Origin of the sequence: Sphingomonas cannabina, assembly GCF_021391395.1 — a bacterium.
Taxonomy (GTDB): Bacteria; Pseudomonadota; Alphaproteobacteria; order Sphingomonadales; family Sphingomonadaceae; genus Sphingomonas; species Sphingomonas cannabina.
In genome coordinates, this window is record NZ_CP090059.1 from 3,292,584 (window position 1) to 3,310,609 (window position 18,026).

Annotated in this window: 20 protein-coding genes; 14 read left to right on the plus strand and 6 right to left on the minus strand. The window is 69.7% G+C overall.

All coding sequences use genetic code 11. The features are described from left to right. Nucleotides 1-52: 52 nt before the first annotated feature. Together LZK98_RS15575 and LZK98_RS15580 are read right to left on the minus strand one after the other, a co-directional pair. Nucleotides 53-1,933 (minus strand): acyltransferase family protein, encoded by a 1,881-nt coding sequence (locus LZK98_RS15575; protein WP_233783414.1) that lies wholly within the window; start codon nt 1,931-1,933, stop codon nt 53-55. A gap of 180 nt (nt 1,934-2,113) precedes the next feature. Beyond that, entirely contained in the window at nt 2,114-3,085 is a 972-nt protein-coding gene (locus LZK98_RS15580; protein ID WP_319937507.1) for an NmrA/HSCARG family protein, read from the minus strand. A 79-nt stretch (nt 3,086-3,164) separates the two neighbouring features. On the opposite strand from LZK98_RS15580, the gene LZK98_RS15585 reads away from it, so the two are divergent. Continuing rightward, nucleotides 3,165-4,106, plus strand: a complete 942-nt coding sequence (locus LZK98_RS15585) for a LysR family transcriptional regulator (RefSeq protein ID WP_233783418.1) — start codon at nt 3,165-3,167, stop codon at nt 4,104-4,106. Between the two features lie 97 nt (nt 4,107-4,203). Here LZK98_RS15585 and LZK98_RS15590 read toward each other — a convergent pair whose 3' ends face one another. After that, nucleotides 4,204-5,112, minus strand: coding sequence for a hypothetical protein (locus LZK98_RS15590; RefSeq protein WP_233783420.1), 909 nt, complete (start codon nt 5,110-5,112; stop codon nt 4,204-4,206). Between the two features lie 321 nt (nt 5,113-5,433). Between LZK98_RS15590 and LZK98_RS15595 the strand changes: the two genes are divergently transcribed. The 11 genes from LZK98_RS15595 to rplL all read left to right on the plus strand — a co-directional run bounded on the left by LZK98_RS15595 (nt 5,434) and on the right by rplL (nt 12,498). Beyond that, nucleotides 5,434-5,757 (plus strand): ArsR/SmtB family transcription factor, encoded by a 324-nt coding sequence (locus LZK98_RS15595; RefSeq protein WP_233783422.1) that lies wholly within the window; start codon nt 5,434-5,436, stop codon nt 5,755-5,757. Beyond that, complete coding sequence (locus tag LZK98_RS15600; RefSeq protein WP_233783424.1) at nt 5,754-6,185, plus strand: SRPBCC family protein; 432 nt, start codon at nt 5,754-5,756, stop codon at nt 6,183-6,185. The genes LZK98_RS15595 and LZK98_RS15600 overlap by 4 nt, the downstream gene beginning before the upstream one ends. 15 nt (nt 6,186-6,200) lie before the next feature. Further along, entirely contained in the window at nt 6,201-6,428 is a 228-nt protein-coding gene (locus tag LZK98_RS15605) for a hypothetical protein (protein ID WP_233783425.1), read from the plus strand. Nucleotides 6,429-6,432: 4 nt separating this feature from the next. Further along, complete coding sequence (locus tag LZK98_RS15610; protein WP_233783426.1) at nt 6,433-6,834, plus strand: DUF1801 domain-containing protein; 402 nt, start codon at nt 6,433-6,435, stop codon at nt 6,832-6,834. Between the two features lie 15 nt (nt 6,835-6,849). After that, nucleotides 6,850-7,278 carry a DUF1801 domain-containing protein gene (locus LZK98_RS15615; protein WP_233783428.1) on the plus strand — a complete coding sequence of 143 codons (429 nt, stop codon included), beginning with the start codon at nt 6,850-6,852 and terminating at the stop codon, nt 7,276-7,278. A 381-nt stretch (nt 7,279-7,659) separates the two neighbouring features. After that, complete coding sequence (gene rplK, locus LZK98_RS15620) at nt 7,660-8,091, plus strand: 50S ribosomal protein L11 (protein ID WP_233783430.1); 432 nt, start codon at nt 7,660-7,662, stop codon at nt 8,089-8,091. 4 nt (nt 8,092-8,095) lie between these two features. Then, a complete protein-coding gene (gene rplA / locus LZK98_RS15625) occupies nt 8,096-8,794 on the plus strand; it encodes a 50S ribosomal protein L1 (protein WP_233783431.1) in 699 nt (232 codons plus the stop codon). Between the two features lie 231 nt (nt 8,795-9,025). Beyond that, nucleotides 9,026-10,600, plus strand: coding sequence for a L,D-transpeptidase family protein (locus LZK98_RS15630; protein ID WP_233783433.1), 1,575 nt, complete (start codon nt 9,026-9,028; stop codon nt 10,598-10,600). A 21-nt stretch (nt 10,601-10,621) separates the two neighbouring features. Then, complete coding sequence (locus LZK98_RS15635; RefSeq protein ID WP_233783435.1) at nt 10,622-10,960, plus strand: hypothetical protein; 339 nt, start codon at nt 10,622-10,624, stop codon at nt 10,958-10,960. A gap of 590 nt (nt 10,961-11,550) precedes the next feature. Beyond that, nucleotides 11,551-12,066, plus strand: a complete 516-nt coding sequence (rplJ, locus tag LZK98_RS15640; protein WP_233783437.1) for a 50S ribosomal protein L10 — start codon at nt 11,551-11,553, stop codon at nt 12,064-12,066. 48 nt (nt 12,067-12,114) lie between these two features. Further along, entirely contained in the window at nt 12,115-12,498 is a 384-nt protein-coding gene (rplL, locus tag LZK98_RS15645; RefSeq protein ID WP_233783439.1) for a 50S ribosomal protein L7/L12, read from the plus strand. 64 nt (nt 12,499-12,562) lie between these two features. On the opposite strand, the gene chrA is transcribed toward rplL, so the two are convergent. Together chrA and LZK98_RS15655 are read right to left on the minus strand one after the other, a co-directional pair. Then, nucleotides 12,563-13,756, minus strand: a complete 1,194-nt coding sequence (chrA, locus tag LZK98_RS15650; RefSeq protein WP_233783441.1) for a chromate efflux transporter — start codon at nt 13,754-13,756, stop codon at nt 12,563-12,565. 118 nt (nt 13,757-13,874) lie between these two features. Continuing rightward, entirely contained in the window at nt 13,875-14,783 is a 909-nt protein-coding gene (locus LZK98_RS15655) for a LysR family transcriptional regulator (protein ID WP_233783443.1), read from the minus strand. Between the two features lie 102 nt (nt 14,784-14,885). Here LZK98_RS15655 and LZK98_RS15660 point away from each other — a divergent pair, with 102 nt between their 5' ends. Beyond that, nucleotides 14,886-15,878, plus strand: coding sequence for an aldo/keto reductase (locus tag LZK98_RS15660; protein ID WP_233783445.1), 993 nt, complete (start codon nt 14,886-14,888; stop codon nt 15,876-15,878). Nucleotides 15,879-16,041: 163 nt separating this feature from the next. On the opposite strand, the gene LZK98_RS15665 is transcribed toward LZK98_RS15660, so the two are convergent. Beyond that, nucleotides 16,042-17,205: a hypothetical protein gene (locus LZK98_RS15665; protein WP_233783447.1), complete on the minus strand. Its 1,164-nt coding sequence runs from the start codon at nt 17,203-17,205 to the stop codon at nt 16,042-16,044. Between the two features lie 136 nt (nt 17,206-17,341). On the opposite strand from LZK98_RS15665, the gene LZK98_RS15670 reads away from it, so the two are divergent. Further along, complete coding sequence (locus tag LZK98_RS15670; protein WP_233783449.1) at nt 17,342-17,986, plus strand: DUF4893 domain-containing protein; 645 nt, start codon at nt 17,342-17,344, stop codon at nt 17,984-17,986. Nucleotides 17,987-18,026 lie beyond the last annotated feature (40 nt).

The window sequence follows — 18,026 nt, forward strand, 5'->3', positions numbered from 1 at the left end:
GAAAGCATCCCCGGCCTTTCTGTATCTGGGGCTCTGTATCTGGGGCAACCGATCACCCCAGCGGCAGCGCCCCACGCCGCGCGAAATCCCGCAGCAGCCGCTCGGCGCCGGTGAGGCTCAGGTGGTGGTAGTCGAAATAGAGCGGCTTGCCCCCGGCCAGCAGCGCGCAGCGGCTGGCATCGCACAGCACGTCGGCCGGGTCGAGATAGACGAGGTCGCGCCCACGCCAGCGCCCGGCGAGCTCGCGCATCCGCATCTCCACCTCGGCGAGGTCGGCGCGGCTGCGTCCCTCGGCCTCGGCGAGCCTGCCGCCCAGCGCGAGCCGGGCCAGCCGGCGCGGCACGTCGAAGCGGTTGGGCGGCACCGGCCCGACCAGCACCACCTGCCGCCCGTCGGCGAGGAGCTCGGCGATCGTGGCATCGAGGCCCGGCCATGCCCGGTCATAGGCGGGGTCCATCCAGAAGCCGGCGAGATAGATGGTATGGAGCCGCCGGTCGGCGCGGATCGCGTCGAGCACGTCGCCGTTGACGCGCGCGCAGCCGGGCGCGGCGCCTGACGCATAGCCGAGCGCCGGCGGGCAGCTCGACTGGGTGCGCTCGACCAGCGCCCTCCCCTCCCGCGCGGCGATGCGGCCGAGCGCATAGGACAGCTCGACGCCGTGGCTGTCGCCCCACAGCAGCGCGGTCGGCGCCACTCCCGGCGCGCCGAGCGTGCAGGGCCTCCGTCCGGCGGTGGCGGTGTCGTGGCAGCGGGCCCGCTCCGGGCTGACGTCGTCGCGGGCGGCGGCCATGCGTCCGATCTCCGGCGCGAAGCGCCCCGGCCAGCCACCCAGCATCGCCATCGCCAGCGACGCCGCGCACAGCCCTCCCATCGCGCCGGCGCTTGCCGCGAAGATCGCTCGCCGGCCGATCGCCCGCGGATCACGGAACGGCCGCTCGACGAAGCGCCACGACAGGACCGCCGCCGCCAGCGAGACGAGGATCGCCGCGGCGCTCAGCCAGCCCGACAGCGACCGGTCGAGCACATATTGGGCGAAGACGATCACCGGCCAGTGCCACAGATAGAGCGAATAGGAGACGAGGCCGATGCCGATCAGCGGCCCGCGGCCGAGCAGCCGGCCGACCGCCGTGCCCGGCGCGCAATGGATCAGCGCGGCGGCACCGAGCACCGGCGGCAGCGCGGCGGCGCCCGGGAAGGGGGTCGTGCTGCCGTAGGCGACGACCGCGCCGGCGATGGCGGCGAGGCCGGCCAGCGCGAGCGCCTCGCGCACCCAGGGCGCCCGCACCGGCGGCACCGCGCCGAGCGCGAGCAGCGCGCCCGCGAACAACTCCCACGCGCGCGGTGGCAGCAGGTAGAAGGCGAAGCCCGAACGGTCGCCCTGCAGCGCGATCGCCCAGGCGAGCGAGCCGGCGGCGATCGCTCCGACGATCGCGCGTCGCCGGCCGGGTGCGAGGCGATGGATCAGCAGCAACAGCAGCGGGAAGCCGATGTAGAACTGCTCCTCGATGCCGAGCGACCAGCTGTGCAGCAGCGGCTCGACGTCGGCGCCCATCTGGAAATAGCCGACCTTCGAGAAGAAATAGATGTTGGAGACGAACAACGCCGCTGCGAGCGCCGAGCGCGGCACCGTCGGGAAATCTCCCGGCAGGTAGAGGACGGCGGCGGCGAGCAGCACCGCCGCCAGCACCACCGTCAGCGCCGGCAGGATGCGGCGCGCGCGGCGCTCGTAGAAGCGCAGGATCGAGAAACGGCCGCCGTCGATCTCCCGCGCGATGATGCCGGTGATGAGATAGCCCGAGATCACGAAGAAGATGTCGACGCCGACGAACCCGCCGGAGAAGCCCGGGACGTGCGCGTGGAACAGCAGCACCGGCAGGATCGCGACCGCGCGCAGGCCGTCGATGTGCGGCTGATATCCGGACGCCCTTTCCATGGGGAGGCTCTAAGGGGGGAAAGGGTAATGTGGCGTTACTGGCCATCTACCGGCCTGACGCGTCATGCCCTGAACGCGGGAGTAACCGCTAACGCCTCACCTTAGGCCGATCAGCGAATCGCAGACTGGAAGGACATACATGCGATGAACGAGCATCGCATGTACGTCCGTTCCACCGATTCAGCGCTGGGGAGCTGGCTCGATCCGGAAATTGGCGCGCGCCCAATCCGCGAACCTGGTCGGGGTCTTGCCCGCTACCTCATTCGCCAGCGCGATCCGTCCGCCCGAGGCGTTCGGCCCGAGGTAGGTATAATCCTCGTAATAGGCCAGCGTCTCACCCAGCGCGTCCGCCCCGGGGAAGAAATTCGCGTACACCTCAAGAGGCACTTGCGTGAACGAGAGCTGGTGGCCCTGCTGCCGCAGCGCGTCGAGGATGTCGTTGAAGCGCAGGAAATCGCCGACCAGCGGCAGATAGGCTCCGTCGCCCACTTGGTCCGGACGAGCGAACGCGCCCGCCACGATGTCGCCCAGCTCGTCGATGTCGCCCATGTGGAAGCAGCGGACGGTCGGATCGATCGGCAGCGTCCAGCCCAGGCTGCCGTCCGGCTGCGGCTGAGGGCCGAACGGTCCCGAGAAATTCTGATAGTAGGCCGGCGGTACGACGAAGGTGTGATGCGGGAAGCCGGCACTCTCCACGATCGGATCGAGCTTTGCCTTTCCGCTGAACTGCGGCAGCTTGTACTTGCCGCCGCTGATCGCCTCGGCGTTGGGAAGGGTCGACCAGATCAGGTGATCCACACCGGCGGCCTTCGCGGCCTGGATCGCCGCGGTTGCCTGCTTCGTCTCGTCCGTGCCCTCCTGCCAGAAATTGGTCACGAGGAAAACGCCGTGCACGCCCTCGAGCGCAGCCGCGAGCGTCTCCGGCCGGTCGAGGTCGGCTTCGGCAGCCTCGTCGGCGGGGCCTTCATATTTGCTCGGGTCGCGCGTGAGAGCGCGCACGTTGAACTCGCCTCGTGCTTTCAGGGCGCGAACAACGCCGCCGCCTTGGTTTCCCGTCGCACCGAATACGGCGATCAGTTTCTTGGATGACATTATCGGCTCTTTCGATTCCGGTTTCATGCGCCCGCGGTTGCGTGGCGTCCGATCGACCATGGTCGCCGCCTATTTGCGTTCGATCGAAAACCGGAACAATGCCTCGAAAACTGGCATCATCTGCTAGGATATGATCCAAATGACCAACCCCGTGGAAACCGCTGAACTCGTCGCGTTCACCAGGACGGTCGACGCCAGATCCCTGTCACGCGCGGCGGCGGAGCTGCGGGTTCCGCGCGCAACCCTGAGCCGTCGTCTCGCTCGTCTCGAGGAGCGGCTTGGCGCTCGCCTCCTCCGCCGCAGCACCCGCAGCCTGACCCTTACCGAGGTAGGGGAGGTGTTCTACCGGCAGGCCTGCATCGCGCTCGAAGCCGTGCGTCTCGCCGAGCAGAGCGTCCGGGCGACCGACGACATCGTGCGCGGCGACCTCCGCGTCTCCGTTCCGCCGATGATGAGTGACGGCTTCCACGCGATGATCTGCGACTTCGCGGCGCATCATCCCGAACTGCGCGTCCATGTTCACACCTCGAACCAGATCGTCGACGTCCTTCACGGCGGATATGATGTCGCCCTCCGCGCCAGCAGCCACATCCAGCCCGGCCTGATCGCGCGCACGCTGTTCCGCGATCCGATGATCGCCGTCGCTTCACCCGCTTACCTGGCGGATCGCGGCGTCCCGCGCACGCAGCGGGACATCCGCAATCACCGCTGTCTGCTCGGCTTCGTGCGCGGCGAGCTGCCGGTGACGCACTGGCCCCTGGCCTCCGGCGGCAAGCTCTCCGTCGACGGCATTTTCTTCTCGAACGAAATCGCCCTTCTTCGGGACGCGGCGGTGAGAGGCCTGGGGATCGCACTCCTGCCGCACAACTTCGTGGCGCCGCACCTGGAGAGCGGTGCGCTCGTGCACGTCCTCGATGGCATCGTCGGCTCGGAGCTGCAGGTCGCGCTTGTCTATGCCGAGCGTGCATTCCTGTCGCCGCAGGTGCGCCTGTTCATCGACGCCGTCGCCACATGGGTGAGGAGCGAGCTGGCCGAGAGGGAGCGCACGATGCCGGGCGTGACGCCGCGCAACGGCGGCTAATGCACCTCCTTTCCCGGCAACGGGCGGACCGTTCACCACCGATTCCGGTCGTCCGATTTATGAGTTGATCGCGAATTGCCCGTCCGCCTGCCTCCCGTCACCCGTCATCTTCATCCCCGTCCCAATCGGTGATCCGCCAGCCGCCGAACAGGGCGCGGCGGGGTTCGTGGGGCGGCTTCGCCGGGTCGGCCTTGCTCCAGCCGGTCACCTGCTCGAGATCGGGGAGGACGGGGACCTCGCCGGGCCAGCCGCTCGGCCCGCCGCGCGCGCGGCGGGCGGCTTCGGCGATCAGGAAGGCCTCGCGGTCGCGGGCCATCCGCGCCTCGTGCATCAGGGCGAGGCGCATCGAATAAGCGTCGCCGGATTCGCCGCGCCGGCGGCGGGCCTCGGGCGGCACCTCGGCCAGCCGCGCCTCCTTCTGGTGGAGATGGAGGAGCTGCAGCGCCTGGTCGGGCGTCATGCGCGGCATGGCGGGGCGGTCGTTGTGGCGCCAGTCGTCATGCTCATGCGCCTCGACCGCGAAGCCGGCGAGCAGCGCGGCCTCGACCTGCTCATAGCCCTCCTGGAGCGCCAGCCGCATCTCGCGCGCGAAGCCGGGATCGCGGCGGCGCAGGTCGTAGAAGGCGGCATGGGAAAAGCCCGCCGCGGCCGCGGCGAGGCGGATGTTGGCGGTGACGCTGAGCGCGGCGAGGAAGGTCTGGCGCGCGGTGCGGGTGAGCGATCCCTTCTGTGCGCGGCGGAGCTGGACCCGGCCCGAGGCGGTGCGGACCGGCCGCGGCTCCCCTTCCCCCGCATCGGCGACACGACCGTGCAGCCGCGCATGGGCGATGGCGAGCGCGGCGTCCCATTGCGCGGCGAAGGCGGGGTGCCTGGCGCGGCGCTTCGTCAGCATCGAGCGGTTGAGGCCGAGCTGCTCGGCGGCGGCGCGGGCGTTGCCGGTGCGGCGCAGGACGCGCAGGAATGCGCGGTTCTGCATCACCTGGTTGCGGTTGAGCGGTCTGGTCATTTCCGACGGGGTCGCAGGAAAAATCCTACATTTCTAGGGGGGATCTACTCCAGATCCTCCTCCGCCAGGGGAGTGTCAGGTCGGATCGTCCCCCGGACGATCCTTGACCGTGCGGGGCACGGTCAACCTGACACTGGCGTCGCGTAGCGATGACGGAGGGGGAGGAAGCACGTCGCTAGGGGGTCGCCGTCCTCCCCCTCCGTCAGCCTGCGGCCGACACCTCCCCCTGGCGGGGGAGGATTTGGAGCAGGCGCCCTGCGTTGACAGACTCATAACTCGTGAGTTATGCGACAACCCATAGCCAACGAGTTATGGGTTTCGATGCCGCACGTCCACGACATCCTCTTCAAGACGCTCGCCGATCCAACGCGGCGGGCGATCTTCGAGCGGCTGTGCCGGGAGGGGGAGCAGACGGTCGGGGCGCTGACCGCGCATGCCGGCGTATCGCAGCCGGCGGTGTCGAAGCATCTCGGCGTGCTCAAGCAGGCCGGGCTGGTGCGCGACCGGCAGGACGGGCGGCAGACGCACTACAGCGCGCAGCGCGGCGCGCTGGCGCCGCTGGTCGACTGGACGAGCCGGATGACCGGCTTCTGGGAACAGCGGTTCGACGACCTCGAGGATTTGCTGAAAAGGATGGATCAATGACCGAGACCATGGCCGAGACGCGCAGCGTCGTCGTCGAGCGCGACATCCCGCATCCGCCGGAGCGGGTCTGGCGCGCGCTCACCCTGCCCCACCTGATCGAGGAATGGCTGATGAAGAACGACTTCGTTCCCGTCGTCGGCCACCGCTTCAACCTGACCGGCGAGTGGGGCGGCGTGCTGGACTGCGAGGTGCTCGTCGTCGAGCCGGACCGGGAGCTGGCCTACAGCTGGAACTTCCGGCACGACGATCCGGCGTTCGGCCTGGAGAGCGTGGTGACCTTCACGCTGACGCCGACCGGTACCGGCACGCGGCTGCGCATGGAGCAGCAAGGCTTCCGGCCGGACCAGAAACAGGCCTATGGTGGCGCCAGGGCGGGATGGCAGCAGTTCCTCGCCCGGCTGGAGCAGGTCGCGGCGCGCGCCGACTGAGAGAGGGAGGCTCCGATGAACTGGAATGCGTGGATCCGGCAAGGCCATCGCTGGCTGTCGATCGTCTTCACCGTGACCGTGATCGCCAATTTCGTCGCGATGGCGCTGGGGGAGCCGCCGGCCTGGGTGGTCTATTCGCCGCTGCCGCCGCTGTTCCTGCTGCTGTTCAGCGGGCTGTACATGTTCGTGCTGCCCCATGCCGTCCGGTGGCGCGACGCGCGGCGCGCGGGCAGCCGGGCCTAGCGCCGTGGAGCCGAAGCTGCTGTCGGGCGGCAATCCGCAGATCGCCAAGGGCTACGGCGACGCGCCGGTGCAGGCCTATATCGCCGCCATGCCGGGCTGGAAGCGCGAGATCGGGCAGCGCATCGACGCGGTGATCGAACGCACCGTCCCCGGCGTGCGCAAGGCGGTGAAGTGGAACTCGCCCTTCTATGGTGCCGATGAGGAGGGCTGGTTCCTCTCGTTCCATTGCTTCACCCGGTACGTCAAGGTGACCTTCTTCCAGGGCGCGTCGCTGCACCCCGTGCCGCCGGGCAAATCCAAGTACGAGGCGGTGCGCTATCTCGACATCCACGAGGGTGCGTTCGACGAGGCGCAGTTCGCCGACTGGGTGAAGCAGGCGAGCAAATTGCCGGGCGAGCGGTTGTAGGAGAGGACGAGCGTCATGACGGATGGACTTGGGGATGGTTCGCCCTCGGAGCTGATCGACGCGCGGATCGCGGCGCTGGGCGACTGGCGGGGCGCGATGCTGGCCAGGCTGCGCGCCGTCATCAGGACGGCCGATCCGGATGTGGTCGAGGCGGTGAAGTGGCGCAAGCCGTCGAACCCGATGGGGGTCCCGACGTGGGAGCATGCCGGGATCATCTGCACCGGCGAGACCTACAAGGACAAGGTGAAGCTGACCTTTGCCCGCGGGGCGTCGCTGGAGGACACGGCAGGGTTGTTCAACGCCAGCCTGGACGGCGGCACCCGGCGTGCGATCGATTTCCGGGAGGGCGCCCCGATCGATGAGGCGGCGCTGGCGGCGCTCGTCCGGAGCGCGGTGGCGCTGAACCTGACGACAGCCGCGGCGCGGGGTGGCAAGCGCGGTTAGGGGTCAGGGTCAGGGTCAGAGCAAGGCAGAAGTTTTGTTCACGCAGAGGCGCGGAGAGCGCAGAGGCGTGTCGCCTGGAATGCCCGTCTCGCGTCAGCGAGACCTTCTCATTACTGGTTGCTGGCAGCCCAGTTTTGAAGGCCGCTGGCGCGGCCGAAGGTATAGCAAGCGACGCATCTCTGCGCTCTCTGCGCCTCTGCGTGAACAAATTCTTCCTTCTTTTCCCTTCGCATCCTCGCACCCTCGCGAGAACCAGAAATGAAGCTGTTGCCGCCGAACAGCCTTTCGGCTATGCGCGCCGGCTTCCGTCATAGCGGAAAATCCCTGCGGGAGACGGCCGCCGTGCCGTCGCTTGGACCGCTAAACTTGGAATAGAGTGACATGGCAAAGAAGATTACCGGCTATATCAAGCTGCAGGTGCCCGCCGGCGCCGCCAACCCGTCGCCGCCGATCGGCCCGGCGCTGGGTCAGCGCGGCGTCAACATCATGGAGTTCTGCAAGGCGTTCAACGCCGCGACCGGCGACCTCGAGAAGGGCGCGCCGATCCCGACCGTGATCACCGTCTATGCGGACCGCTCCTTCTCGTTCGAGACGAAGACGCCGCCGGCGACCTTCCTCATCAAGAAGGCGGCGAACCTCAAGTCGGGCTCGAAGGAGCCGGGCAAGGTCTCCGCGGGCAAGATCGCGCGCTCGAAGCTGAGCGAGATCGCCGAGATCAAGATGAAGGACCTGAACGCCAACGACATCGAGGCGGCGACCCGCATCATCGAAGGCTCGGCCCGCGCGATGGGCCTCGAAGTGGTGGAGGGCTGATCCGATGACCAAGCTCAGCAAGAAGGCGAAGGCGCTGGCCACCGCGGTCGACCGCGAGAAGCTCTACGGCGTCGATGAGGCGATCAGCCTCGCCAAGACCCACGCGACCGCCAAGTTCGACGAGACCATCGAGGTCGCGCTCAACCTGGGCGTCGACCCGCGTCACGCCGACCAGATGGTGCGCGGCGTGGTGACGCTGCCCAAGGGCACCGGCAAGACCGTGCGCGTCGGCGTGTTCGCCAAGGGCGCGAAGGCGGACGAGGCCCGCGAGGCGGGTGCGGACGTGGTCGGCGCCGAGGATCTGATGGAGATCGTCCAGGGCGGCACCATCGACTTCGACCGCTGCATCGCGACCCCGGACATGATGGGCGTCGTCGGCCGGCTCGGCAAGGTGCTGGGTCCGAAGGGCCTGATGCCGAACCCGAAGCTCGGCACCGTGACCATGAACGTCGCCGAGGCCGTCAAGGCGGCCAAGGGCGGCCAGGTCGAGTATCGCGTCGAGAAGGCGGGCATCATCCACTCGGGCATCGGCAAGGCGTCGTTCCCGGCGGAAGACCTGCGCGCGAACTTCGACGCGCTGGTCGACGCGGTGATCAAGGCCAAGCCGTCGGGCGCGAAGGGCAAGTACCTGAAGAAGGTCGCCGTCAGCTCGTCGATGGGCCCGGGCATCAAGGTCGACACGGCCGAGGTCGCGGGGGCCTGAACCTCCAATCCTCCCCCGCCAGGGGGAGGTGTCGGCCGTAGGCTGACGGAGGGGGAGGAAGCACGCCGATAGTTGGTCGCGTCCTCCCCCTCCGTCGCCTTCGGCGCCACCTCCCCCTGGCGGGGGAGGATCGAATGTCGATCCACTTCATCCATGCAAAGAAAGGGCCGGAAAGGATTTTCCGGCCCTTTTTCTTTGAAGCCGCGGGCCAGGATGGGGTAAGGGCGGGCCATGCCGATCAGGACTGTAGTAAAGCCGACCTTTTTCGGACGCGCCCGCCTCGTGGTGGCGTGGTCCGCGCTTGCCGCCGCGATCGCCGCGCCCGCCTCCGCGCAGCAGGCGCCGAAGCCGCCGCAGCAGCTGTTGCCGCCGCAGGTGCTGTCGCAGCAGAAGGGCCCGGTGGAGGCACCGCCCGCCGCGACCACGGGCACGCCGGCGCAGAATACGCCGGTGCCCGCGCCGTTCGTGCCGGCACCCCCGATCATCCCGCTGCCCAAGCTGAGCGCCGAGCAGGCGGCGCAGCTCACGCAGATGCTGCGCGAGGGGCGGATGGCGCAGGGGCTGCGCTATGCCCGCGACGAGCGGCCGATCCCGACCGAGAACGACGCGCTGGTGCGCGCGGCGCTCGACTATGCGCGGGCGGTGCACAACGGGCGGCTCGATACGGCGGACTTCGAGGAGGACTGGGGCCTGCGTCCCGGCGCGTACGATCCCCTGCCCGCCTTTGCCGAGGCGGTGAAGGGCAACAGTCTCGGCCGCTGGATCGCGCAGCTGCCGCCGCCCTACGCCGGCTATGACGGGCTGCAGAAGGGGCTGGAGCGCTATCGCGCGATCGCCGCGGCGGGCGGGTGGAAGGCACTGCCGGCCGGGCCCGACCTGGCGCTGGGCGCGACCGGGCCGCGCGTGGCGGCGCTGCGCGAGCGGCTGGCGGTCGAGGATCCGGAGGTGACGGGGACCGGGAGCAAGTTCGACGAGGCGCTCAAGGACGCGGTGGTGCGGGCGCAGCGGCGCTACGGGCTCAAGCCGACCGGCGTCGTTTCGACGCAGACGCTCGCGGCGCTGAACGTGCCGGCGCAGGATCGCGTGCGCCAGATCATGGCGAACATGGAGCGCTGGCGCTGGCTGCCGCCGGAGCTGCCCAAGGACCGCATCCAGGTCAACATCGCCGCCGCGGTGCTGACCGTGTTCGAGGGCGACAACCCGATCATGTCGATGAAGGGCGTGACCGGCCGGCCCGGCGACGAGACGCCGATGCTGCAGTCGACGATCCACTCGATCGTGCTCAATCCGCCGTGGAACGTCCCCGCCGGCATCGCCCAGCGCGAGCTGTTCCCCAAGGGCGCGGGCTATCTTCGCGCCAATGGCTTCAAGGTGATCGGCGAGGGACCGAACCGCCGCCTCCAGCAGCAGGCGGGGCCGCAGAGCGCGCTCGGGCGCTACAAGTTCGACTTCAACAACCCTTATGCCGTGTATCTGCACGATACGCCGGTGCAGGCGAAGTTCGCGAGCTACGACCGGCTCGCCAGCCATGGCTGCGTGCGGCTCGAGCGGCCGGCGGACCTCGCGCAGCTGCTGCTGCGGAGCGATCCGGCGTGGACGCCGGAGACGATCCAGGCCGCGGTCGACACCGGCAAGACGCAGCGCGTGCAATTGAGCCGCCAGGTGGCGGTGTACCTGCTCTACTGGACCGCCTTCGCCAGCGCCAACGGCACGATGAACTTCCGCGGCGATCCCTATGGCTGGGACAAGCTGCTCGCCGACAAGATCGAGAAGCGCTCGGTCGCGCAGGCCGCGGTCGCCAACTGACCATCGACAGGAGAATCCGACTTGAACACCCGCCGTCTCGCCCTCGCCGCCGCTTCCGCGCTCGCGCTGACGCTCGCCGCCTGCTCGGGCTCCGAGCCCACGCCGGCGCCGACCAACGACGCGGTCGACACCACGACCGAGGAGGTCGTCAACGAGGCGCCGCCGGTCGTGAACGAGGCGCCGGTGGCCGAGCCGACCGCGAACGCCACCGCCACGCCGGCTCCCGCCGTCACGGATGACCGCTCCGCCGACGAGCAGATGTACGACGACGCCGACGCCACCGGCATGACCGCCCGCGTCGACCGCAGCGGCGGTGGCTCGAACGAGAGCGCGCCGACCGGGGTGACGGAGGAGAAGTAAGGCCGTCTCGGCCCGCGCGGGAATGATTCTGTTCACGCGAAGGCGCGAAGACGCGAAGAGAAGAAGAACAGAAGGATTTGTTCACGCGGAGACGCGGAGACGCGGAGATACGTCGCCTGTTGCGATCTCAGCCGCGCCAGCGGCCTTCAAGCTCGTCGCGTGCTTCAAGGTGTAAGGTCTCGCTGACGCGAGACGGGGCCACAGGCGAGACACCTCCGCGTCTCCGCGTCTCCGCGTGAACAAATCCTTCTTCTCTTTGCGCCTTCGCGCCTTCGCGTGAACCCCTTCTTCCAAGACGACCGGATTGACTTTTCCCCACACCCGGCTATTGGCGCCCGCTTGCCGGCATGGGTTCGCCCCGCGCCGGCGCCGTCCGAGACAGCGGGTGGCCGGGATCTGCCGGCCTTAATCTCCCGCCTAGACGGGGACAGAATTCTTCCGGGCGCCGGCTGCCGGCGCATCGGATCGGGCCAGGCGTTGCCGCGGCCGACATGATCCTGCCCCTCACGGACAAATGCGCTCGACCCCACAAGGGCCGGGCGAGTGGACCGGGCTGTGCCCCAGGCACGGCTCATTTTGAGGAGAATGGCATGGATCGTTCGCAAAAGGCCGAGTCCGTCGCCGAGCTGAACCGCACCTTCAACGAGGTCGGCGTGGTGGTCGTCACCCGCAACCTCGGGCTGACCGTCGCCCAGTCGACCCAGCTGCGTTCGAAGATGCGCGACGCCGGCGCGAGCTTCAAGGTCTCGAAGAACAAGCTTGCCAAGATCGCGCTCGAGGGCACCGATTACGCGGGTCTTTCCGACCTGCTGACCGGGCCGACCGCGCTCGCCACCTCCGTCGACCCGGTCGCTGCCGCCAAGGCGGCGGTCGACTTCGCGAAGACGAACGACAAGTTCGAAATCGTGGGCGGCGCGATGGGCAAGCAGGTGCTCGACGTGGAGGGCGTGAAGGCGCTCGCTTCGCTGCCGTCGCTGGACGAGCTGCGTGGCAAGATCGTGGGCCTGCTGGTGGCGCCCGCCACCAAGCTCGCGACTGTCACCCAGGCGCCCGCGGCCCAGCTGGCGCGGGTGTTCGGCGCTTACGGCAACAAGGAAGCGGCATAAGCCGCTGGCAATCTACCGACTTTAACCTGATCCGATTGGAGTATTGAAATGGCTGATCTGAACGCGCTGGTTGACCAGCTTTCCGAACTGACCGTCCTCGAGGCCGCCGAGCTCTCGAAGCTGCTCGAAGAGAAGTGGGGCGTTTCGGCCGCCGCTGCCGTCGCCGTTGCCGGCCCGGCCGTCGGTGGCGCCGGTGGCGCTGCCCCGGCCGCCGAGGAGAAGACCGAGTTCGACGTGATCCTGACCGGCGACGGCGGCAAGAAGATCAACGTCATCAAGGAGGTCCGTGCGATCACCGGCCTCGGCCTCACCGAGGCGAAGACGCTGGTCGAGTCGGCTCCGAAGGCCGTCAAGGAAGGCGTCAACAAGGACGAGGCCGAGAAGATCAAGAAGCAGCTCGAGGAAGCCGGCGCGAGCGTCGAGCTCAAGTAAGCTTCGCTGCTTGGTTGACATGGAAGGGCGGTCCCGGTCGGGGCCGCCCTTTCTTTTTGGCTGTTCAGGAGAACAGCGCCGCCCCTATTGCTCCGCCGAGGGCGACCAGCGCCGGTACGGCGAAGCGGCCTTTCCAGAACCAAGCCGCCGTCAATGCCGCGACGAAGACGATCGCCACTGGCCAGAGCGCCGGTGCCCGGTCGAGGACCGCGAGCCCTAACTGCAGGCATGTCGCAGCGATGATCCCGACCACCGCCCCCGCGATCCCGTCGAGCAGGCGGTGCAGCGCGGGATTCTCGACGATCCGCTCCAGGCGCTCGAACAGGATCATCGAGAAGGCGAAGGCCGGCAGGAAGATGCCCGCCGTCACCGCCAGCGCGCCGATCCAGCCGCCCGCGACATAGCCGACGAAGGTGCCGAAGATCACCAAGGGCGCCGGCAGCATCCCGGCCAGCGCCACGCCATCGAGGAAGGTGCCGTCGGACATCCATCCGCGGCCGACCGTGTCGTGGCGGACATAGGGGATGGCGGTATAGGCCCCGCCGAAGGTGAGCAGGCCGCCCTTGAGACCGGCGACGAACAGCGCGGCGGCGGTCGCCTCGCCCGACAGCATCTGCGACGCGGCGGCGGATGGATCGCCGAGGGCGTGGAAGGCGAAGGCGAGCAGCAGTCCGCCGGCGGCAAAGGCGATCGCAACGCCCGGCCGGATCGCGAAGGCATAGACCAGCCCTGCCGTGGCGAGCGGGATCCAGAAGGAGACGCCGGCCAGCGTGGCGATCAGGCTCGCCAGCGCAAGCAGGCCCAGCAGCCGGTCGGTAAGCGCATGCCGGCCGATCCGCTCGACCGCGCGGGCGATGATCGCGACCACGACGATCTGCACGCCGAGCAGCACGCCGGCGAGCCCTGCCCGCCCCGCGATCAGCGCCTGATAGGCCGCGGCGCACCCCAGCATCAGCACGAAACCGGGCAGCATGAAGCCGAGGCCGGCGAACAGCCCTCCCCAGCGGCCGCGGGCGACCATGCCCATATGGACGCAGAGCTCGTGCGCCTCGGGTCCCGGCAGGACCTGCATGACGGCGAGCAGCCGGTTGAAGCGGGCGCCGGTGATCCACCGCTCCTCTTCGACCAGCGCCTGGCGGATCATCGCGATCTGCGCGACCGGCCCGCCGAAGGCGAGGCAGCCGAAGCGCAGGAACTTGAGGAAGAGGGGGGCAAGGCCGATGGCGGGCGGTGCCGCATCGCTGTCGATGGACGTCATCAGGCGCTCCTTGGCCGCAGGCGCGGCCGCTGGAGCGGACTTGGACGACAATCGTCTGAACGGGCGTCCGCGCCAGGCCCGTAGGCCGACTATCGCACGAACGCGCGCAAAAGCAACGTCAGGGCAAGGCCCTACCCTGTTCTCCGCGCAGATAGTCGACGAACGCACGCAGCGGCGCCGGCATGAGGCGTCGGCTGGGATAGTAGAGGAACGGGCCGGAGAAGCTCTGCCACCAGTCCGGCAGCACCGGCACCAGCCGGCCGGCGTCGAGGGCATCCGCCACCAGCTCCTCGAAACTGGTGAGGATGCCGATGCCCGCCTCGGCCATCGCCAGCTCCAGCTCGAGGACGTTGGTGGCGACGACGCTGGCGGGGTCGACGCGGACCAGCCTGCCGCCCTGCTCGAATTCCCAGGTCGAGCGGGTACCGTGGACGAAGCGGTGGCGGATGCAGCGGTGGGCGAGCAGGTCGCGCGGGTGCGCCGGCGTGCCATGGCGCGCGAGATAGGCGGGCGCGGCGACGGTGGCGAAGCGCTGAACGCGCGGGCCGATCGGGACGGCGATCATGTCCTGCTCCAGCCGCTCGTCGTAGCGGACGCCGGCGTCGAAGCCGGCGGCCAGCACGTCGACGAAGGCGTCCTCCGCCTGCACCTCCACCGCGATGCCGGGATGGGCGGCGAGGAAGCCGGTGAGGATCGGCGGCAGGATACGGCGCGCGACGATCGTCGGCACGTTGAGCCTCAGCGTGCCGGTCGGGCTGTCGCGGAAGGCGTTGACCGCGTCTAGCGCCGCCCTCACCTCGCCCAGCGCCGGTGCGAGCCGATCGAGCAGCCGTTCCCCCGCCTCGGTCAGCGTGACGCTGCGGGTGGTGCGGTTGAACAGGCGGACGCCGAGCCGCTCCTCGGCGCGGCGGACCGCCTGGCTGAGGCTGGAGGGCGAGACGCCCTGCATCGCCGCGGCGCCGCGGAAGCCGCGATGGCGCGCGACGGCGACCACCGCGCCCAGGTCGGCGAGGTCGAGCTCAGCCATTGTGCAATTTCGCGCACAGCATGTGCAGATCATGCCCAATTATCGAACGCCGCGCCAGCGCGCATATTGGCGTCATCCCCCTCCAATGAAGGATAGATGACGATGGAACAGCACCAGCTTGGCGCGACCGGCCCGATGGTTTCGGCATTGGGCCTAGGCTGCATGGGCATGTCGGGCATGTACGGCGAGTCCGACCGCGGCGAGAGCATCGCGACGATCCACGCCGCGCTCGACGCCGGGATCAACCTGCTCGACACCGGCGACTTCTACGGCATGGGCCACAATGAGATGCTGCTCGCGGAGGCGTTGAAGGGCGTGCCGCGCGATCGCTACCTCCTCAGCGTGAAGTTCGGCGCGCAACGCGATCCGGCGGGGGGATGGCTCGGCTTCGACGGCAGCCCGGCGGCGCTCAAGACCGCGCTCGCCTATTCGCTGCAGCGGCTCGGGGTCGATCATGTCGACATCTACCGGCCGGCGCGGCTCGATCCGAGGGTGCCGATCGAGGAGACGATCGGGGCGATCGCCGAGATGGTTCAGGCAGGATACGTGCGTCACATCGGCCTGTCCGAGGTCGGCGTGGAGACCATTCGCCGCGCGGCGGCGGTGCATCCGATCGTCGACCTGCAGATCGAATATTCGCTGGTCTCGCGCGGGCCCGAGGACAGGATTCTGCCGGCGCTGCGCGAGCTCGGCATCGGCACCACCGCTTATGGCGTGCTCTCGCGCGGGCTGATCGGCGGGCATTGGCAGAGCGGCGCCGTCGGCGCGGGCGACTTTCGTGCGATGAGCCCGCGCTTCCAGGGCGAGAATCTCGACCGGAACCTGGCGTTGGTCGAGGCGCTGCGCAGCGTGGCGGCGGCGCGCGGGATCAGCGTCGCGCAGGCGGCGATCGCCTGGGTGGCGGCACAGGGCAAGGACATCGTGCCGCTGATCGGCGCGCGCCGGCGCGACCGGCTGAGCGAGGCGCTGGGCGCGCTCGACGTGACGCTCTCGCCGGAGGACCTCGCCGCGATCGAGGCGGCCGTTCCGCGCGACGCGGCGGCGGGAGACCGGTATCCGGCGGCACAGATGGCCGCGCTCGACAGCGAGCGGTGAGGTAGGCTTTAGAGCGGATCGATCTTCAAATCCTCCCCCGCCAGGGGGAGGTGTCAGCCGCAGGCTGACGGAGGGGGAGGATGGCGACCCATTAGCGGCCTGCTTCCGCCCCCTCCGTCACGCTTCGCGTGCCACCTCCCCCTGGCGGGGGAGGATTTTGGTTCTAAGCGGCGCGCGGCCTGGCGGGGGCCGGGTCGAAGCGCCGCGCGCTGACCGGGGCGTAGCGGCGCTGGCCGCGGTCGAGCCAGATCGGGCCGAGCTTGGCCACGCCGGCGTCGCCGGTGCCGATCATGAAGGCATTGCCCTGGCCGCGGATGCTGAGCCCGCCGCGCCAGCGCAGGTGGATCAGCACCACCGGCACCACCATCGGGCGGCCGCCGACGTTGGCGACGTGCATCGCCTCGACCGGCAGGGTGAGGCTGCCGCGGGCGCGGTGCACCTCGCCAGGAGCGAGCGACAGCGGCTCGCTGGCCGGCATGGCGCCGGCGCTGGCGCTGAACGCGGCGATGCGCGCTTCGAGGTCGGGGCCGGCGGCGACCATGCCCGCCGCGATCCGGATACCGTCCGCGGCCTGCCCGCCGGTGTTGATGACGGCGAGCTCGAACTCGACCGTCGCCGCGCCATTGCCGATGCTGACGCCGGCGGGAAACAGCTCGACGGTGAGCGGCTGCGCCGGTGCGGCGGGAGTAACGGGCGATAGCGCCGGAGATGGCGGCGCCGGTGGTGGCGACGGCCACGCGGCGGCAAGCGGCGGGGTGGGCGCGACCTCCGGCTGGAGGATGAGCTCCTCCTCCTCGACGGCATCGGATCGACGGCCGCGGCGCCAGAGGAAGGCACCGGCCGCTGCAGCCAATGCCAGCGCGGCCCCGCCGGCGAGCCATAGCCAGGACGGGACGCCCTGTCCGGATGGCGCGGGAGCAGGCGTCGCTTGCGACGGCGCCGCGGCCGGTGGGAGCTCCGGCGCGGACGGGGTCGGCGTGATCGCCGGAGTCGGGCTGGCGCTCGGCGTCGGGGTTGCGATCGGCTCGGGAGCTGCTCGGGCGGGTTCTGTGCGGGGCGGTAGCGTGGCAGCGGGCGGCGACGGACGCGAGGTCTCCCGCACCGTCGGGACCACCGGCGGGGGCGCGGCGACCGGCGCGGCGCTCGGCGTCGGGGTCGGCGTGGGCGCAGGCGTCGGGGCCGGCGTCTGCGTGCCCGAGGGGGGCAGGCTGTAACGCTCGACGCCGGGAACGGTGATGATCATCGGCGACTGGCTGTTCTGCGCCATGGCGGCAGGCGCGGCGAAACCGCCCGCGACGCCGGCAGCGAAGATGACCAGGCCCCTCATGGCTTCGGGCCTAGCGCGCGGTGCCTGAACCGCGGCTGCACGGGGCTTTTGCGGCGAAGCGCGTGGCGGCGTTAACCAATTATTTACCATTTGGATTCATTGTCCGTTTACTCCCGCTAACGCGAGATGACATCCCATGCGAGCCCTTGGGCCCCTGTTCGTGCTGCTTTGCGCGCTCAGTGCGTGCGCCTCGTCGACGACCCGTTCGCGGGCGACCGTCGCGATCGAGCCCGCGCCGGCCAAGCCCGGCTGGCGCGACACCGCCGACCCCGCCGACGCCGCCGCGCTCGATTCGCTGCCGGCGCTGTGGAGCGAGGCGCTGACCGCCCCCGCAAAACGCGGCCGGCGCGCGGCGGCGATGGGCGACACCACGCTGCTCGATCCCAAGGCGGCGCTCGATCACCCTGCCCTGCCGCCCGGGTCCTATAATTGCCGCGTGCTGCGCGTCGAGCGCGGGCGGACGCAGGGCTTTCCAACGCAATTCTGCTTCGTCGGCGGCGAGGCGGACGGGCGGCTGAGCTTCAACAAGCAGACCGGCAGCGACCTGCCCAACGGCTGGCTCTATGCCGACGAGAGCGACCGCTATGTCTTCCTCGGCGCGCAGCAGAAGAAGCCGGGGGACAATTCGATCGCCTATGGCGCGGACCGCTCGCGTGACGTCGCCGGCGTGGTCGAGCGGGTCGGGCCCTTCCGCTGGCGGCTGGTGGTGCCGCGCAGCGAGCCCAAGGCGCTGTGGATCTATGAGCTGACGCCGGTGCCGACCGAACGGCAGCCGGGGTGAAGGACCGGTTCCGGGACCGTAATATTCCGTCACACGCCGC

Excerpts from the sequence above, each read along its gene's own strand:
- LZK98_RS15575 (WP_233783414.1), bottom strand. The coding sequence starts at position 1,933 with ATGGAAAGGGCGTCCGGATATCAGCCGCACATCGACGGCCTGCGCGCG.
- LZK98_RS15580 (WP_319937507.1), bottom strand. The coding sequence starts at position 3,085 with ATGGTCGATCGGACGCCACGCAACCGCGGGCGCATGAAACCGGAATCG.
- LZK98_RS15585 (WP_233783418.1), top strand. The coding sequence starts at position 3,165 with ATGACCAACCCCGTGGAAACCGCTGAACTCGTCGCGTTCACCAGGACG.
- LZK98_RS15590 (WP_233783420.1), bottom strand. The coding sequence starts at position 5,112 with ATGACCAGACCGCTCAACCGCAACCAGGTGATGCAGAACCGCGCATTC.
- LZK98_RS15595 (WP_233783422.1), top strand. The coding sequence starts at position 5,434 with ATGCCGCACGTCCACGACATCCTCTTCAAGACGCTCGCCGATCCAACG.
- LZK98_RS15600 (WP_233783424.1), top strand. The coding sequence starts at position 5,754 with ATGACCGAGACCATGGCCGAGACGCGCAGCGTCGTCGTCGAGCGCGAC.
- LZK98_RS15605 (WP_233783425.1), top strand. The coding sequence starts at position 6,201 with ATGAACTGGAATGCGTGGATCCGGCAAGGCCATCGCTGGCTGTCGATC.
- LZK98_RS15615 (WP_233783428.1), top strand. The coding sequence starts at position 6,850 with ATGACGGATGGACTTGGGGATGGTTCGCCCTCGGAGCTGATCGACGCG.
- rplK (WP_233783430.1), top strand. The coding sequence starts at position 7,660 with ATGGCAAAGAAGATTACCGGCTATATCAAGCTGCAGGTGCCCGCCGGC.
- rplA (WP_233783431.1), top strand. The coding sequence starts at position 8,096 with ATGACCAAGCTCAGCAAGAAGGCGAAGGCGCTGGCCACCGCGGTCGAC.
- LZK98_RS15630 (WP_233783433.1), top strand. The coding sequence starts at position 9,026 with ATGCCGATCAGGACTGTAGTAAAGCCGACCTTTTTCGGACGCGCCCGC.
- rplJ (WP_233783437.1), top strand. The coding sequence starts at position 11,551 with ATGGATCGTTCGCAAAAGGCCGAGTCCGTCGCCGAGCTGAACCGCACC.
- rplL (WP_233783439.1), top strand. The coding sequence starts at position 12,115 with ATGGCTGATCTGAACGCGCTGGTTGACCAGCTTTCCGAACTGACCGTC.
- chrA (WP_233783441.1), bottom strand. The coding sequence starts at position 13,756 with ATGACGTCCATCGACAGCGATGCGGCACCGCCCGCCATCGGCCTTGCC.
- LZK98_RS15655 (WP_233783443.1), bottom strand. The coding sequence starts at position 14,783 with ATGGCTGAGCTCGACCTCGCCGACCTGGGCGCGGTGGTCGCCGTCGCG.
- LZK98_RS15660 (WP_233783445.1), top strand. The coding sequence starts at position 14,886 with ATGGAACAGCACCAGCTTGGCGCGACCGGCCCGATGGTTTCGGCATTG.
- LZK98_RS15665 (WP_233783447.1), bottom strand. The coding sequence starts at position 17,205 with ATGAGGGGCCTGGTCATCTTCGCTGCCGGCGTCGCGGGCGGTTTCGCC.
- LZK98_RS15670 (WP_233783449.1), top strand. The coding sequence starts at position 17,342 with ATGCGAGCCCTTGGGCCCCTGTTCGTGCTGCTTTGCGCGCTCAGTGCG.